Annotated in this window: 13 protein-coding genes; 9 read left to right on the top strand and 4 right to left on the bottom strand. The window is 72.2% G+C overall.

The features are described from left to right. Positions 1–20 precede the first annotated feature (20 nt). From DVR05_RS02425 to DVR05_RS02415, 3 genes are read left to right on the top strand one after another with little or no spacing between them, the layout of a single operon-like run. Positions 21–1,193, top strand: a complete 1,173-nt coding sequence (locus tag DVR05_RS02425) for an acyl-CoA dehydrogenase family protein (protein WP_232831942.1) — start codon at positions 21–23, stop codon at positions 1,191–1,193. 16 nt (positions 1,194–1,209) lie between these two features. Then, positions 1,210–2,610, top strand: coding sequence for an NAD(P)/FAD-dependent oxidoreductase (locus tag DVR05_RS02420; protein WP_198659007.1), 1,401 nt, complete (start codon positions 1,210–1,212; stop codon positions 2,608–2,610). Then, complete coding sequence (locus tag DVR05_RS02415; protein ID WP_198659006.1) at positions 2,607–3,767, top strand: epoxide hydrolase family protein; 1,161 nt, start codon at positions 2,607–2,609, stop codon at positions 3,765–3,767. The genes DVR05_RS02420 and DVR05_RS02415 overlap by 4 nt, the downstream gene beginning before the upstream one ends. Positions 3,768–3,949: 182 nt before the next feature. On the opposite strand, the gene DVR05_RS02410 is transcribed toward DVR05_RS02415, so the two are convergent. Beyond that, positions 3,950–4,378 carry an SgcJ/EcaC family oxidoreductase gene (locus DVR05_RS02410; RefSeq protein ID WP_116244147.1) on the bottom strand — a complete coding sequence of 143 codons (429 nt, stop codon included), beginning with the start codon at positions 4,376–4,378 and terminating at the stop codon, positions 3,950–3,952. Between the two features lie 205 nt (positions 4,379–4,583). Between DVR05_RS02410 and DVR05_RS02405 the strand changes: the two genes are divergently transcribed. From DVR05_RS02405 to DVR05_RS02390, 4 genes are all read left to right on the top strand, one after another. Further along, positions 4,584–6,485 (top strand): VCBS repeat-containing protein, encoded by a 1,902-nt coding sequence (locus tag DVR05_RS02405; protein WP_116244146.1) that lies wholly within the window; start codon positions 4,584–4,586, stop codon positions 6,483–6,485. Beyond that, on the top strand, positions 6,482–7,480 hold the full coding sequence (locus DVR05_RS02400) for an enediyne biosynthesis protein UnbU (protein WP_116244145.1): 999 nt from the start codon (positions 6,482–6,484) through the stop codon (positions 7,478–7,480). Before DVR05_RS02405 ends, DVR05_RS02400 begins: the two co-directional genes overlap by 4 nt. A gap of 89 nt (positions 7,481–7,569) precedes the next feature. Continuing rightward, positions 7,570–8,394: a diaminopimelate epimerase gene (dapF, locus tag DVR05_RS02395; protein WP_116244144.1), complete on the top strand. Its 825-nt coding sequence runs from the start codon at positions 7,570–7,572 to the stop codon at positions 8,392–8,394. Positions 8,395–8,503: 109 nt separating this feature from the next. Beyond that, positions 8,504–9,103, top strand: coding sequence for a GNAT family N-acetyltransferase (locus tag DVR05_RS02390; RefSeq protein ID WP_116244184.1), 600 nt, complete (start codon positions 8,504–8,506; stop codon positions 9,101–9,103). A 15-nt stretch (positions 9,104–9,118) separates the two neighbouring features. Here the strand turns inward: DVR05_RS02390 and DVR05_RS02385 are convergent, their stop codons facing one another. The 3 genes from DVR05_RS02385 to aceB form a co-directional block, all read right to left on the bottom strand. Then, positions 9,119–10,324: an FAD-binding oxidoreductase gene (locus DVR05_RS02385; protein ID WP_116244183.1), complete on the bottom strand. Its 1,206-nt coding sequence runs from the start codon at positions 10,322–10,324 to the stop codon at positions 9,119–9,121. Positions 10,325–10,392: 68 nt separating this feature from the next. Beyond that, complete coding sequence (locus DVR05_RS02380) at positions 10,393–11,856, bottom strand: FAD-binding oxidoreductase (protein WP_116244143.1); 1,464 nt, start codon at positions 11,854–11,856, stop codon at positions 10,393–10,395. A 110-nt stretch (positions 11,857–11,966) separates the two neighbouring features. Then, positions 11,967–13,571: a malate synthase A gene (gene aceB / locus DVR05_RS02375; protein ID WP_116244142.1), complete on the bottom strand. Its 1,605-nt coding sequence runs from the start codon at positions 13,569–13,571 to the stop codon at positions 11,967–11,969. A 337-nt stretch (positions 13,572–13,908) separates the two neighbouring features. On the opposite strand from aceB, the gene hflX reads away from it, so the two are divergent. Continuing rightward, on the top strand, positions 13,909–15,441 hold the full coding sequence (hflX, locus tag DVR05_RS02370) for a GTPase HflX (RefSeq protein WP_116244141.1): 1,533 nt from the start codon (positions 13,909–13,911) through the stop codon (positions 15,439–15,441). Positions 15,442–15,814: 373 nt separating this feature from the next. Next, positions 15,815–17,023: an amidohydrolase family protein gene (locus tag DVR05_RS02365; protein ID WP_116244140.1), complete on the top strand. Its 1,209-nt coding sequence runs from the start codon at positions 15,815–15,817 to the stop codon at positions 17,021–17,023. The last annotated feature ends 84 nt before the right edge of the window (positions 17,024–17,107 follow it).

Genomic DNA, 17,107 nt, shown 5'->3' with positions numbered 1-17,107 from the left:
AAGACCGAAAGGGGTTTTTGGTGACTGTTTCCACACCGACGAGGGCGGAACTCGTCGCGCGAGCCGAGGGTCTGGTTCCGCTGCTGCGTGAGAACGCGGCGGAGGTGGAGTCGCGACGCCGCCTCACCGACGACGTGGTCGACGCCCTCGACGGAGCCGGGCTCCTCGGGCTGCGCCGACCCGCCAGGTACGGGGGGCACGAGGCCGACACGCGTACCGTGACCGACGTGGTCACCCAGCTGACCCGCGGAGACGGTTCCACGGGCTGGACCGCCGCGGTGTGGTCCATCAGCGCCTGGATGATGGCGCGCTTCCCCGACAAGGTGCGGGACGAGGTGTTCTCCTCCCCCGACACCCGGGTGTGCGGCATCATCGGCCCGACCGCGGTCGCCACCCCGGCGGACGGCGGCGTGGTCGTCAACGGACGCTGGTCCTTCAACACCGGCGTCCAGCAGAGCCACTGGAACACCAACGCCGCCGTGCGCCCCCTCCCCGACGGCGGCTACGAGCCGGTGATGCTCGCCATCCCGGTCGACGACCTGGAGATCGTGGACGACTGGGACACCGCCGGCCTGCGGGGGTCGGGGAGCGTGTCCACCACGGCGGAGAACCTCTTCGTGCCCCAGGAGCGCGTCCTGTCGATCGTGCCCGTCATCCAGGGCCAGCCCTCGTACGAGGGGGAGGACACCGCGCCCGCGTACGCCGTCCCCTTCATGCCCACGGCCTGCGCCACGATCAGCGGCGTCGCCCTGGGCCTGGCCCTGGCGGCCCGCGATCTGTTCTTCGAGCGCCTCCCGGGCCGCAAGATCACCTACACCTCCTACGACGACCAGGCCCAGGCCCCGGTCACCCACCTGACGGTGGCCAAGGCCGAGGCCGCGATCGAGGAGGCGGACTTCCACACGCGCAGGGCCGCGGAGATCGCGGACCTCGGCGGCCCGCAGGGATGGACGATCGAGGACCGCTCGAAGGTCCGCCTGCACATGGGGGCGGCCTGCCGCAGGGCCCGTGAGGCCGTGACGCTCCTGGCCGACGCCAGCGGAGCCTCGTCGGTCTACTCCTCGGTGCCCATCCAGCGGGTGGAGCGCGACATGAGGACCCTGTCCCTGCACGCGATCATGCACCCCGAGACCAACTTCGAGCTCCACGGCCGGACCATGTGCGGCCTCGCTCCCAACACGGACTACGTCTGAGGGCGGGGAGGCGACCATGACAGGGGCGAGTACGGGCCGCTCGGGCGGTCGTGCCGTGGTCCTGGGCGGGAGTATGGCGGGTCTCCTGGCCGCTCGGACGCTCTCGGACTCCTTCGGCGAGGTCGTCGTGGTGGACCGAGATCCGCTGACGGACGGGACGGGGCCGCGGCGCGGCGTCCCGCAGGGCCGCCACGCCCACGGCCTCGTGGCCCAGGGCCAGCAGATCCTGGAGGGCCTCTTCCCCGGCCTGACCGAGGAGTTGATCGGCGCCGGCGTGCAGGTGGGTGACTTCAGCGGAGACATCCGCTGGTACTTCGGCGGCAGGAGGATGCGGCCCACCCGCTCGGGACTGCTCTCCCTGGCCGCCACGCGGCCGGTGCTGGAGGACCGCGTGCGAAGGCGCGTGTTCGCGATCCCGGGGGTGGTCACGCGCACCGGGCACAGCATCGACGGACTGGTCACGGACCGGGGCGGACGGCGCGTGGTCGGAGCCCGGGTCACGCCGGAGGGCGGAGAGCCGACCACCCTGGAGGCGGACCTGGTGGTGGACGCGACGGGCCGGGGGTCCAGGACCCCGGTCTGGCTGGAGGAACTCGGCTACGAACGCCCGCCGGAGGAGCGCGTCGGCATCCGCCTCGCGTACACCACCCGCCACTACCGTCTGAACTGCGACCCCTTCGGCGACGACATCGCCATCATCCCGGCGGCCACCCCCTCGCACCCGCGCGGTGCCTTCTTCTATCCCGTCCCGGGCGGGCACGTCCAACTCTCCCTGACCGGCGTCCTGGGCGACCACCCGCCCACCGACCCGGAGGGGTACACCGACTACGTCCGCTCGCTGCCCATCCCCGACATCCACCGCGCCATCGCCGACGCCGAACCCCTGGACGATCCCGTGACCATCCGGTTCCCGGCCAGCGTCCGTCGGCGCTACGAGGCGCTGAACCGCTTCCCGGAGGGGTTCGTGGTGGTCGGCGACGCGGTCTGCTCGTTCAACCCGGTCTACGCCCAGGGCATGACGGTCGCCGCGCGCGAGGCACTCACCCTCCGACGGCACGTGAGCGCGCCACGTCCGCTCTCGGCGCGCCGCTTCTTCGCGGACGTGGCGCGCGACGTGCAGGCGCCGTGGGACCTGGCGGCCGGTTCCGACCTGGGCTACCCCGGGGTGGAGGGGCGCAGGACACCCCTGACCCGCCTCGTCAACGCCTACACGACCCGCCTCCAACAGGCCGCCGTCCACGACGCGCGGCTCTCGGAAGCCTTCGTCCGCGCCGCCGGGCTGGTGGCGCCGCCGCAGTCCATCATGCGTCCGTCCCTGCTTCTGCGGGTGGCCCGGCACTCCCTCATCCGGCCCGGCCGCCCCGGCCCCCAGTCCCCCCGGCTCAGCTCCGCTCTCCCCAGGAAGGGCAACACATGACACGGATCCGTCCCTTCACGGTCCACATCCCCCAGAGCGACATCGACGACCTCCACGCCCGGATCGCGGCCACCCGGTGGCCCCGGCAGGGCCCCGGACCGGAGTGGGAGCGCGGGGTCCCTCTCGACTACCTCCGTGAACTCGCCGAGTACTGGCGGACCGGATACGACTGGCGCGCAGCCGAAGCGCACCTGAACACGTTCCCCCAGTACGTGACCGAGATCGACGGGGTGGACGTGCACTTCCTGCACGTGCGCTCGGCCGAGCCCGGTGCCAGACCCCTGCTGCTCACCCACGGTTGGCCCGGATCGCCGGTCGAGTTCCTCGACGTCGTGGGTCCGCTCACCGACCCGGTGTCGCACGGGGGGAACGCCGCCGACGCGTTCCACGTGGTGATCCCGTCGATCCCGGGGTACGGGTTCTCCGGCGCACCGACCGAGCCCGGGTGGGACACCGAGCGGGTCGCCCGCGCGTGGGCGGAGCTGATGCGCCGTCTGGGGTACGGGCGCTACGCCGCCCAGGGTGGTGACTGGGGCTCGGTGATCTCGTTGCGCACGGGCCTGGCCGACCCGGACCACGTCGCGGGCGTCCACGTGAACATGCTCGTCACCGTGCCGCCGCCGGACGCGGGGGAGCCGGACGCCGCCGACGCGGAGCGGCTGCGGTTCGCGGCCCGCTTCGAGGAGGACGGCGCGGGGTGGCGCCACATCCAGTCCACGCGCCCGCAGACCCTCGCCTACGCCCTGACGGACTCGCCCGTGGGCCAGCTCGCCTGGATCTGGGAGAAGTTCTGGGAGTGGACCGACTCCGCGAAGGTTCCCGAGGACGCGGTGGATCGGGACCGGGTACTGACCAACGCCAGCGTCTACTGGTTCACGGCCACGGCGGGGAGCAGCGCCCAGCTCTACTTCGAGTCCAACCACACCACGGAGAACTTCGTGCGTACGTGGGCGGGACCGTGGCCGCTGCGGGCGCCCGTGGGCGTGGCCTGCTTCCCCAAGGACGCCGTCCGCGCGATCCGCCGCTACGCCGAGGGCATCCTGCCCACCCTGACCCACTGGACCGAGTTCGGTTCCGGAGGCCACTTCGCCGCCCTGGAACGCCCCGAGGAGCTGGTCCGGGACGTGCGGGAGTTCTGCCGCACGCTGGAGTGGTAGCGGAGCCCCGCGGGCGGGCGTGAGGGGTCCGGTGCGAACGCACCGGACCCCTCCGAGCGCTGTGCCCGGGGCGGCGCGCCGCCTGTGCCGTCCCGCGGGCGAGCGACCGCACGGACGGGCCCGGATCCGCGCACCGAAGAGTCGGCGGATCCGGGCCCCGTGACACGCCGGCGCCGCCGTTCTCAGGCGGCGTCGCGGGGGCTGTTCTGGTAGGCGGCGAGCCGCCAGCCCCCGTCGGTGCGCACGGCCACCCACGTGGCCCGGATGGCGCGGGCGTCGGAGACCTCCTCGTCACCGGGGGCCAGGACCCCGCCCTGCGTCACCAGTACCGCGGCGTCGGCTCCCAGAGCCCTCGCGCTGACAGGGGTTCCGGTGACGCGCGTGCCCTTGAAGGGACCGGCGAAGGCGGAGGCCATGAATTCGCGGACCTCTTCCCGGCCGCGGCACAGCACACCGGGCAGGACCATGGTGCACTCCTCGGTGAACACCTCGGAGAACGCCTTCGCGTCGTGGTCGGCCCAGGCGGCGACGATCTGCCCCGGGAGTTTCGCCACGTCTGCCGAGTCCGCCGCGGAAAGTCCGGGGATGGCGGCGCCGTTCGTACTGGTCATGTGTTCTCCCGTGAAGAATCGACGGATGTTTTCTTTGATCGTGAACGACCGTGAGTTCAGCGGCATCCTCTCGATTGCGTGCTTTATTCCTGCCTTTTTCGGCGTCGCAAGAATGGATATGGAGCTGTGCGGGGGGTGACGGCGAACCTGAGGAGCGTCCCGATCCCGACGGGTGGCCGGACCACCCGCCTCCAAGGAGCTCCGAATGCGGCTGATGTACCGCGTCGCGACGGTGGCGCTGGCTCTGGCGCTCATAGGCGCCCTCGGCGCCTTCACCGTCCGCCCCTCCGCGAGTGAACAGGAACAGGCGGAGCGGGCCGCGCCCTTCGCCTTCGAGACACTCGCCCTGAACTCCGCGCCCGACGACGCCCGACACGAGCGGGTCGTGGCGCCCGACCTGGACCACTTCCGGGGGTGGATCTCCTCGGTCGGTGCGGGGGGCGCCCTCCTCGACCTGCGCGGACTGGGCACGTCCTCGGACGCCTGCCTGGTCGACCCGCGCGACGACAGCGTCACCCTGCGCAACGCCCCCGGCAGTGGACAGGACGACTACCCCGTGGTCGAACTGCTGCCCGACGGCCTGCCCTACGACCACACCATGGCCCCGATGGGCTGCGTCCCCGCCGACATGGACGAGGACGGAGACCAGGACGTCATCGTCTACTACTGGGGGCGCTCACCCGTCCTGTTCCTGAACACGGCGGAACCCGGGGCGGTCCCCGCGGCCGGGAACTTCACCGCCCACGAGTTCGTGCAGCCGATGCAGGTCTGGAACACGACCGCCCTGAACGTGGCCGACATCGACGGCGACGGCGGACTCGACGTCCTGGTCGGCAACTACTTCCCGGACGGCGCCCGCGTCCTGGACCCCGACGCGGACGACGAGACCCGCATGGAGATGCAGCAGAGCATGGGGTTGGCCACCAACGGCGGCCGCAACCGCGTCCTGCTCACCGACCCGACCGGCGAGGCCGACGCCCCGCCGACCGTCACGGACGCCACCATCGCGCTCCCCGAGCGGGTGATGACGGCCTGGACCCTGGCGATCGGCTTCCAGGACCTGTCCGGCAACGGCCTGCCCGACATCTACCTGGGCAACGACTTCGGCAACGACAACCTCCTCGTCAACACCTCCACCCCCGGTGACGTCCGGCTGGAACTGGTCGAGGGCGAGCGGAACATGACCACCCCCAAGTCCCAGGTCCTGGGCAACGGATCCTTCAAGGGCATGGGGATCGCGTTCACCTACGTGGACGGCCAGGACCTGCCGATGATGGTCGTCAGCAACATCACCAGCCCCTACGCGCTGCACGAGAGCAACTTCGCCTTCGTGCCCGACGGGGAGGGCGCCGACCTGCTGGAGGGCTCCGTGCCCTTCGACGAGGCCAGCGAGGAACTGGGCCTGGCGCGCAGCGGGTGGTCCTGGGACGTCAAGGCCGGCGACTTCGACAACGACGGCACCGAGGAGCTGTTCCAGGCGACCGGCTTCCTCCAGGGCGAGAACACGCGCTGGCCGGAGCTGCAGGAGATCGCCATGGGCAACGACCAGCTGCTCAAGTACCCCTGGGTCTGGCCCACCTTCGCCGAGGGCGACGACCTGTCCGGACACGAGTCCAACCCGTTCTGGGTGCGCAACGAGGACGGCGTCTACGACGACCTGGCCGAGCCGCTCGGCATCGCCGAGGAGGACGTCACCCGCGCCTTCTCCTTCGGTGACGTCAACGGCGACGGGCTCCTGGACGTCATGGTCGCCAACCAGTGGCAGGACTCGCGCCTGCTGCTGAACGCCGCGCCCGACGCCGCACCCGGTGTCGTGCTCCGACTGGTGCGGCCGGGGGCGGTCGACGGCGCGCCCACACCGGCGATCGGCGCCTCGGCCGTGGTCGACGGCGAGGGGCACCCCCCGCAGACCCGCCAGCTCTTCCCGGCCAACGGACACGTGGGGGCCTCCGACTCCATCGTCCACCTGGCGGCCCCGGAGGGCGACCTGCCGGTCACCGTCTCCTGGCGGGACGGCGACGGGGGCACCCACACCGCCGAGCTGGTGGTCGAGCCCGGAACCCAGACGATCCTCCTCAACGACGACGGAACGGCGGTTGTCCGATGACTGTCACCAGATCCGACGGCGGGCCCCCCGCCGGTACCGCGGGGGAACCGGCGGGGACCCCCACCACCTCCGAGCCGACCGCGAAACCCCCGGTGGACCGGCGCCTGAAGGCGCTGCGCATGTTCGCCACCTCCATCACCGTGTTCAACATCGTGGGGCACCTGTTCCTGGGCTTCGAACAGTCGCCCGTGACGCCCATCGTCGCCCTGCTGTTCGGCTACGCGTTCGACCTCGCCCTGGAGACCCTGGACGCCCGGGCCGCGAACCGGACGCCCGGATACGTGGGCGGATTCGGCAAGCTGGTCGACTACCTGCTGCCGACCCACATCGCGGCCCTGGCCTGCGCGATGCTCCTGTGGGGCAACACCTCGCTGTGGCCGTACCTGTTCGCCGTGTCCATCGCGGTGGCCAACAAGTACGTCCTGCGCATCCCCGTCAACGGCCGCAGGCGGCACTTCCTCAACCCCTCCAACCTCGGGATCGCGGTGACCCTGCTGCTCTTCCCGTGGGTGGGGATCGCCCCGCCCTACCACTTCACCAACGACACCTTCGGCACGGTGGACTGGCTGATCCCGCTCGGGATCCTCATGGCCGGGACCATGCTCAACGTCAACCTCACCAAGCGGTGGCCGCTGATCCTCGCCTGGGTGGGGGGCTTCGTTCTGCAGGCCGTGCTGCGGTGGCTGTTCCTCGACCACATGCTGGTAGCGGCGTTGGCGCCGCTGACCGGGGTGGCCTTCATCCTGTTCACCAACTACATGATCACCGACCCCGGGACGACGCCGAACAGGCCGCGCAACCAGATGGTCTTCGGTCTGACCACGGCCCTGGTGTACGGCCTCCTGGTCAGTTTCCACGTCGTCTTCGGACTCTTCTTCGCCCTCGTCATCACCTGTCTGCTGCGGGGCGTGGTCCTGGTGAGCGCCCCCTGGTTCTCCCGTCCGAGCGCTCCGGCCACCGCCGACGGGCGCTCCACGGGCACGGCCCCGGCGTAGGGGAGACCGTCGGAACCGGGCGTCGTCCGGCGGCCCGCACGCGGGGCGGGGCCGGACGGCGCCCGCCCCGCGTGGCCCGGGGCCCTAGGATGGGCGGCATGCGATTCGCCAAGGGCCACGGAACAGAGAACGACTTCGTGATCCTCCCCGACCCGGACGGGGAGCTCGACCTCACGGAGGAGACTGTCCGCCTGCTGTGCGACCGCCGGGCGGGGATCGGCGGTGACGGCGTCCTGCGCGTGGTGCGCACGTGTGCCCTCGGTGAGGCCCTCGCCCCGGCGGCACGCACCGCCGAGCGGTGCGAGTGGTTCATGGACTACCGCAACTCCGACGGCACCGTCGCCGAGATGTGCGGCAACGGGGTACGGGTGTTCGCGCGCTACCTGCGGCACACCGGGCTCGTCGACCGCGACCGCTTCGAGGTGGGCACCCGCGACGGGGCCAAGGAGGTGCGGGTCGGGTCCGACGGCCGCGTCACCGTGGACATGGGCCGGATCGAGCGGCAGGGCGCCTCCTCGGCCAAGCTCGCCCGCCAGGTCGTGCACGGAGCGCAGATCTCCGTCGGCAACCCGCACCTGGCCTGCGAGGTCGAGGGGCCGGTCGCCGGGGTCGACCTCACCCGGGCACCGGAACTGGACGCCGAGGCGTTCCCGCGCGGTGCCAACGTGGAGGTGTACGCCGAGGTCGCGCCGGGCGTACTGGAGATGCGCGTGTACGAGCGGGGCTCGGGGGAGACCCGCTCGTGCGGCACGGGGATCGTCGCCACCGCGGCCGCCGCCACCCCGGAGGGGGAGGGCGCCACGTGGACCGTGCGGGTTCCCGGTGGCGAGTGCACCGTGTTCCTCGACGCCGACGGCGCCCGGCTGAGCGGCCCCGCCGTCATCGTGGCCGAGGGGGAGACCTCCCTGCTCTGATCCGGGCGCGGAGGGCGCCCAGCCCCGGAGCGCCGGCCGCCCCGGTGTGACCCGTGTCCCGTCCGGGGGTTCCGGGGAACCGGGGTTCCGGGGCGGCCGTTTCACCGGCATGAGCGACGACCAGACTCCCGACGTCCGCCCCATCACCGACACCGACGTCCCCACCGCCGTCGAGACCCTCACCAGGGCCTTCGCCGACTATCCGTTCACCCGGCACGTGATCGCCGCGGACGACCACGGCGAGCGGATCCGGCGGTTCCAGGAGCTCTGCCTGACCCGCGTCGGGATGGTGCACGGCCGGGTGTGGGTCGCCGACGGGGGCCGCGCGGTCGCGGTCTGGGCCACACCCGAACAGGACCCCTCGCCCGCCTTCGCGGAGATCGGCGCGCGGCTCGGCGAGCTCACCGGTGACCGGGCCCCCGCCTTCGAGTCCGCGGAGGCCGCCCTCGAACCCCACCGGCCGAGCGAACCGGTGTGGTTCCTCAACACCGTGGGGGTCGCCCCCCAGGCCCAGGGGCGGGGACTCGGGGGCGCGGTGCTGGCCCCCGGGATCGAGGCGGCGGCACGAGCCGGGTATCCGGCGTTCCTGGAGACCTCCAGCGAGCGGAACGTGCGGTTCTACGAGCGTCTCGGCTTCACGGTCACCGCCGAGGCGGAGCTCCCCGACGGCGGACCCCGCACGTGGTGCATGCGCCGGGACCCCCGCTGAGCGTTCCCCCCCCGCTCAGATCCCTCCGACGAACCGTCCCGGCACCAGCCGCCGGTCGGGGTCCAGGGCGTCCTTGACCGACCGCATCAGCTCCAGCCCCGGGACCGGGCCCCACAGGTCGACACCGGCCTCGTGCACGTGGGGTTCGGCGCGCGGGAGCGTCAGCGACCAGCCCGGCCGGGACCGCACGCCCTCGGCGACCTCCGCGACCGCCGAGGCGCCGGTCCCCTGGGGGAACGCGGCGTGCAGCGCCCCGCTGGGCACAGAGCCCCGCACGAGCACCGCCGTCCCCGCGGCGTCGGCCAGTTCGGCGATCCGCGCCGCGGCCGCGACCGCCTCGGCGGGGGGACACGACACGAGGGCGAGCGTCCCCCGCCCGGGGACCAGCCCCCACCCCTCCGGGAGCCGTTCCGTGACCGCCGCGTCCCCGCCCAGCGCCTCGCGTACCTCGGCGGTCCGCGCGGCCATCCCCTCGGCCATCCCCTCCAGGACCACGTGCAGGGTCGAGGGGCCCGTCGAGGGCCACTCCAGGGCCACGGCCGAGGGAACCACCGCCCGCGCCCGCAGCGCCGCCGCCATCCGCTCCCCGTGGGACCGGGAGGGGACGGCGGCCGAGACCACCCGCAGGGCGGGCGGCGCCGGGTGCAGACGGAAGGTCACCGACGTGATCAGGCCCAGCGTGCCCAGGGCGCCCGTGTGCAGCTTGGCCAGGTCGTACCCGGCCACGTTCTTCACGACCCGGCCCCCGGTGCGCGTGACCACGCCGTCGGCGCGCACCGAGGTCATCCCGATCACCAGGTCCCGCAGCGCTCCGTACAGCAGGCGGCGCGGGCCGCACACGCCCGTGGCGACCGTCCCGCCCACCGTGCCGCCCACGCGCACGGGGTCGGCCGATAGCCGCTGCCCGGCCGCCGCCAGCACCTCCGCCAGCTCCGACACGGGGGTTCCGGCGCCGACGGTCACCACCAGGTCGTCGGCGGTGTGCTCGATCCCGGTCAGGGCGGTGGTGTCCACGAGCAGGTCCGCCGAGCGAGGCGGTCCGCCCCAGTCCAGGGCGGTGCCGCCGCCCCGGAAGACCACGCTCAGGCCGTGGCGGGCCGCGGCGGCGAGGACCCGGGCCGCGGCGGACTCGTCCGGGGGACGCGCGACCAGGGAGGGCACCAGTCCGCCGACCGCGTCGTCGGCGGTGCCCGGCCGGGGTTCGGCCCCGGTCGCGGTCAGGTCCGCGAGCGGGGACGGTTCGGCGGTGTCGGGGGTCGGTCGGGCTGGCCGCACGTGGCTCCTCCGGTTCAGAACTGTGTCGCCCGGCCCGACTCCACCAGCGGGTGCACGCCCCTGCGCACCCCCGGCCGCTCCCCGCACAGGCGCGGGGTGGGCAGGAGCTTGTCCGGGTTGGCGATCCCCCGCGGGTCGAAGGCCCGCCGGAAGCGGTCGAAGGTGTCGAGGTCCTCGGGGGAGTACATGCGCGGCATCGAGCACGCCTTGTCCGTGCCCACGCCGTGTTCGCCGGTGATCGACCCGCCGTGGGCCACGCAGATCTCCAGGATGGCGGCGGAGACCTCCTCGGCGCGGCGGTACCCGTCGGGGTCGGCGTCGTCGAACATCACCAGGGGGTGCAGGTTGCCGTCACCGGCGTGGAAGACGTTGGCCACGCGGATACCGGTCTCGGCGGACAGCGCGGCGATGCGGCGCAGGACGTCGGGCAGGGCGGTACGGGGGACCACCCCGTCCTGCACGATGTAGGCGGGGCTCATCTCGCCCACGGCGTCGAAGGCCGCCTTGCGCCCGGCCCAGATCCGGGCCCGTTCCTCCTCGTCGCCGGCGGTGCGGGTCCACCGCGCTCCGTGGGCCGTGCACAGGTCCGCCACCTGGGCCAGGTGGGCCGCCACGTCGGCCGCGGGGCCGTCGAGTTCGACGATGAGCACGGCGGTGGCGTCGGCGGGGTAGTCGCAGTCGACGACGGCCTTGACCGCCTCGATGGACAGGGCGTCCATCATCTCGATGGCCGAGGGGAGCACACCGGAGGAGACGATCGCGCTGACCGCCGCTCCGCCGGCGTCCAGGGAGTCGAAGGCGGCCAACAGGGTCACGGTCCGTTCGGGCAGCCGGGTCAGCCCGACGGTGACCTCGGTGACGATGCCCAGGGTGCCCTCGGAGCCGACGATCGCGCGGACCAGGTCGTAGCCGGGCGCGTCGGGCGCCTTGCCGCCCAGGCGCACCACCTCACCCGCGGGGGTGACCAGTTCCAGGCCGCGCACGTGGGTGGCGGTGAACCCGTACTTGAGGCAGTGCGCGCCCCCGGAGTTCTCGGCGACGTTGCCGCCGACCGAGCACACCGCCTGGCTGGAGGGGTCGGGGGCGTAGTAGTAGCCGTGCGGCGCGGCCAGGGTGGTGATGTCGAGGTTGGGGACGCCGGGTTCGACGACGGCGCACTCGTTGGCGATGTCGACCTCCACGACGCGGCGCATCCGCGCGGTGGTGAGCAGGACGCCCTCGCGGTGGGGGAGGGCGCCGCCGCTCAGACCGGTCCCGGCGCCGCGCGGGACGAACGGGACGCCGGTCTCGGCGCACAGGCGGACGACGGCGGCGACCTGGTCGGTGGTGGTCGGCAGGACGACGACCCCGGGCAGCGACCGCCGGTGGGTGAGGCCGTCGTGGTCGTAGTGTCGGCGGTCCTCGGGGTCGGTGAGCACCCCGTCGGGACCGCAGATGTCGCGGAGCCGTGGGATGAGGGAGGTCAGGGACTCGGACATGGGCGCCCCCGTCGTCGCGGCGTGTTGATCGCAACGTACGACGGCGCCCCTCGCCGGGGCAAGGGGCGCCGTGCGGGTGTCCTCGGCCGAAGGGCCGGCCGCGAGGCCGGCTACGGCATGCGCTCGTAGGCGGGCAGGGTGAGGAAGTCGACGTAGTCGTCGGCGAGGGCGACCTCCGCGAACAGCTCACTGGCCTGCTGGTAGAGGGCCTCGTCGAAGGCGTCGCCGAGGGCGCCGCGGATCGTGGCGAGCTCCTCGTCGATGATCTGCTTGACGAGCTCGGCGGTGACCTTGGGGCCGTCGTCGAGGGTGACGTCGTTGTGCAGCCACTGCCAGATCTGGGAGCGGGAGATCTCGGCGGTCGCGGCGTCCTCCATGAGGTTGTGGATCGCCACCGCGCCGTTGCCGCCCATCCACGTCGCCAGGTACTGGAGCGCGACGTTGATGTTGTTGCGCAGACCGGCGAGGGTGACGCCGCCCTCGGTCTTGTCCACCGCCAGCAGGTCGGCGGCCGAGACCTCGACCTCGGGGCGCTGCTTGTCGATCTGGTTGGGGCGCTCGCCCAGGACGCCGTCGAAGATCTCCCTGGCGACGGGGACCAGGTCGGGGTGGGCGACCCAGGAGCCGTCGAAGCCGTCGCCGGACTCGCGGGACTTGTCGTCGCGCACCTTGGCGAAGGCGACCTTGTTGACCTCGGCGTCCTTGCGGGACGGGATGAAGGCCGCCATGCCGCCGATGGCGTGCGCGCCGCGCTTGTGGCAGGTCTTGACCAGCAGCTCGGTGTAGGCGCGCATGAACGGGGCGGTCATGGTGACGGCGTTGCGCTCGGGCAGCAGGAAGCGGCGACCGCGGGTGCGGTGCGTCTTGATGATGCTGAAGAGGTAGTCCCAGCGGCCGGCGTTGAGACCCGCGGAGTGCTCGCGCAGCTCGTAGAGGATCTCCTCCATCTCGAACGCGGCGGGGATGGTCTCGATGAGGCAGGTGGCGCGGATGGTGCCGCGGGGGATGCCGAGGCGCTCCTGGGCGAGGACGAAGATGTCGTTCCAGAGGCGGGCCTCGAGGTGGCTCTGCATCTTCGGCAGGTAGAAGTACGGGCCCTTGCCCTTGTCCAGCTGGCGCTGGGCGCAGTGGAAGAAGTAGAGGGCGAAGTCGACGATGCCGCCGCTGGTGCGCTGGCCGTCGACGAGGATGTGCTTCTCGTCCAGGTGCCAGCCGCGCGGGCGGACCACGATCGTCGCGAGCTCGGAGTCCTCCTTGAGGGCGTAGGTCTTGCCCTGCGGGGAGGTGAAGTCGATCTGGCGGTCGAGGGCGTCGCGCAGGTTGAGCTGCCCGCCGATCATGTTCTCCCACAGCGGGGTGTTGGCGTCCTCGAAGTCGGCCAGCCAGACCTTCGCGCCGGAGTTGAGCGCGTTGATGGTCATCTTGCGGTCGGTGGGGCCGGTGATCTCGACCCGGCGGTCCGTGATGCCGGGAGCGGGGTCGGCGACCTTCCAGCTGTCGTCCTCACGGATGTGCCTGGTCTCGGGGAGGAAGTCGAGGTCGGCACCGGCCGAGATCTGCTCCTGGCGCGTCTTGCGGGCGGCGAGGAGCTCCTGGCGGCGCCCCTCGAAGGTCCGGTGCAGCTCGGCGACGAGGGCGAGGGCCTCGTCGGTGAGGATCTGGTCGAAACGGTCGTTGAGGGGGCCCGTGATCTCGACCCCGTGCGTGGCGCCCATGGATAACCTTCCGCAATACGAAACAAGCTTCTGGTATGTGGAAAAGAAGCTACTATCTTGATGTCGAGCGGTCAACGCGTGGCGCGCGTCGCAGGTCAGGCGAACTTTCGCCTATGTGAAGGTTTCGGAAACTTCTCACCGTAACTTCGGCGGTTCTTCAGTATCGCATCCGATGTGTTGGCTTCATCTCACTCCCTCGCCCCCACCGTCGTTCCGGGCCACCTGCGATAATCGCGTGCCTGGGGGCGGCCGAGGTGCGACCATCGAGTCACGGCCGCCGACGCCCCGTCACCGGGAAGATCCGCGGGGGCCAGGACGTTGACCCACCTGGAGGGATATGAATACTTCTGACAACCGCGGAGGCGCGTCGGCCGGGTACACCACCCCCGTCGAGGAGCCGCTCCGCGAGCCGATCACCGCCGGGGCCGAGGACGGTCCGACCGTCTCACGGGACACGGTCGGCGGTGATCGCGGCACCGCCCCGGGGGACACGCCCGACCGGGGCGAGATGGAACTCGCCGAGCGTCACGCGCTGCGCCGCGTCCAGGGTCTGTCCACCGAGCTCACCGACGTCACCGAGGTCGAGTACCGGACCCTGCGCCTGGAACGCGTCGTCCTCATCGGAGTGTGGACCAACGGCACCCAGACCGACGCGGACAACTCGCTCACCGAACTCGCGGCCCTGGCCGAGACCGCCGGGGCACTCGTCCTGGAGGGGCTCACCCAGCGCCGCCCCAAGCCGGACCCGGCCACCTACATCGGCAAGGGCAAGGCCGCCGAACTGCGCGACATCGTCGAGGCCACCGGGGCCGACACCGTCATCTGCGACGGAGAACTCACCCCCGGCCAGCTGCGTCAGCTGGAGGACGTCGTCAAGGTCAAGGTCATCGACCGCACCGCCCTCATCCTGGACATCTTCGCCCAGCACGCGCGCAGCAGCGAGGGCAAGGCGCAGGTCGAACTCGCCCAGCTCAACTACCTCCTGCCGCGACTGCGCGGTTGGGGTGACTCGCTGTCCCGTCAGGCGGGCGGCTCCGGCGGCGGCTCCGGCGGCGGTGTGGGTCTGCGCGGACCCGGTGAGACCAAGATCGAGACCGACCGACGGCGCATCAACGACAGGATGGCCAAGCTGCGCAGGCAGCTCGCCCACATGCGCACCGCCCGCGAGGTCAAGCGCGACGTGCGTCGCACCCGTGAGGTCCCGTCGGTGGCGATCGCCGGATACACCAACGCGGGCAAGTCGAGCCTGCTCAACCGGCTGACCGGCGCCGGGGTGCTGGTGGAGAACGCCCTGTTCGCCACCCTGGACCCGACCGTCCGCCAGGCGCGCACGCCCGACGGCCGCGGCTTCACCCTGAGCGACACCGTCGGCTTCGTCCGGCACCTGCCGCACCAGCTGGTGGAGGCGTTCCGGTCCACGCTGGAGGAGGTCGGCGACTCCGACCTGATCCTGCACGTGGTCGACGGTTCGCACCCCGATCCCGAGGAGCAGATCAGGGCGGTCCACGAGGTCTTCTCCGAGATCGACGCGACCGACGTCCCCGAGATCATCGTGGTCAACAAGGTCGACGCCGCCGACCCCGACGTGCTCAAGGTGCTGCGGACCCGCTACCCCGACGTCGTCGAGGTGTCGGCACGCACCGGTGAGGGCGTCGCCGGGCTCGTCACGGCGCTCGCCGAGGCGCTGCCCGAACTGGCGCACGAGGTACGCGCGCTGGTGCCCTACTCGCGCGGCGACCTGGTGGCCAAGGCCTACGCGGAGGGCCGTGTCCTCAGCGAGGAGCACACCGGGGAGGGCACGCGGCTGCACGCGTTCGTTCCCGAACTGCTCGCCGCCAAGCTGGGGGAGTACGCGCCCAGCACGGCGTGAGGGACGACTGCCCGCATCCGCGGGCTGCGTGAGACGGCCGGGGCACACGGGTGCCCCGGCCGTCGTGTGTCGTGGTGGCGTGTGTCACCCTCGCGACTCGCGAGTATTGCAGGGAAACACTCGCATTCGTCCTCCAGGGAGGTGTACACGGGGTCCGGGAATGGACTACGGTTTTGGATCACACCGGCCGTCAGCGGCCGCCGTCCCCTCCGACGGTTGAGATCCCTACCGCTGACACGGCCCCGGCGGCCCCGCGGCCGCCCCACCCGGCTCAGTCGGCTCGCTCCAGATACGAGGTCGCCATGTCCGCCCGTGTACCCCACGACCGTGTCGCCAGCCCCCAGCGGCGGACCTGACCGGCGGACGCGAACCCATGACGCTGGTACTCCTCACCAACATCGGTCGGCTGTGGACCGGGAACGAGCTGCTGACCAAGGCGGCCCTGCTGATCAACGACGACCGGGTCGCCTGGGTCGGCCCCGCGGCCGACCTGCCCCAGCGCCTCCCCGGTGTGTTCGACGACCTCACCGACGTCGACGACGTCGTGAACATCGGCGGCGGCCTCATCACACCGGGGCTGGTCGACGCGCACTGCCACCCGGTGTACGCCGGCGACCGGTACGCCGAGGTCAACATGTGGGCCAAGGGCGCCTCCAAGGGGGACATCTTCGCCGCGGGCGGCGGGGTGTCCACCACGGTGACCATCACGCGCGGAACCGACCCCTGGACCCTGTGCAACGCGGTGCGCGAACGGCTCCGCCACTGGGTGATCACCGGTACCACCACGGTGGAGGCCAAGACCGGCTACCACCTGACCCGGGACGGCGAACTGGCCGACGTGCGCCTGCTGCGGTCCTTGGAGGAGGAACCCGGGATGCCGCGCCTGCACGTCACGTTCTTCCCGGCGCACGGGGTCCCGCCCGAGTTCTTCGGCCGCCCCAGAGAGTACGTGAGCACGGCCGCGTCCTGGCTGAGCGACGCCGCCGTGGCGGGAGCCGACGGCGTCGACGTGTACTGCGACAACCAGCAGTTCACCACCGACGACGCGCGGATGCTGCTGAGCGTGGGCCAGTCCGTGGGGCTGCGCACCACCCTGCACGCCTGCTCCCGCCCCCGGCACGGCGCCGTGCGGATGGCCGCCGACCTGGGCTGCTCCTCGGTGGACCTGCTGCACGAGACCGACGAGGAGGACATCCTCGCGCTGGCCGCCACGCGCACCCCGGTGGTCGCCTGTCCCACCACGTCGCTGCACGAACGCCGCACCCCGCCCGTGCGCACGCTCCTCGACCACGGTGTGCCGGTGGGCCTGGGGACCGACCACAACCCGGGGCAGGCGGGGGCGACGTCGATGCCGCTGGTCATCTCCCTGGCGGTCGCCATGTTCGGGATGACCGTCCAGGAGGCGCTCAACGCGGCCACGTCGGGCGGAGCGCGGGCGCTCGGCTTGGTCGACCGGGGTGTGCTCACCCCCGGTTCCCTGGCCGACCTGGTGCAGTGGGACGCGGACCACGAGGGCGCGTTCGCATGGTCGATGGGTCTGAACACCCTGCGCGTGTGGCAGGGCGGACGGACGATCCACTAGCGGTGTCCGTCCGGGCCCGCCCGTCGCCCTCCACCACCCTCAACGGACGGCCTTCGGCCGCGGCGCCTCCCTCTTCGTCGCCCT

It is taken from the genome of Nocardiopsis sp. FIRDI 009 (assembly GCF_003386285.1).
Classification (GTDB): domain Bacteria; phylum Actinomycetota; class Actinomycetes; order Streptosporangiales; family Streptosporangiaceae; genus Nocardiopsis.
This window is presented reverse-complemented; position numbering and strand designations above follow the sequence as displayed.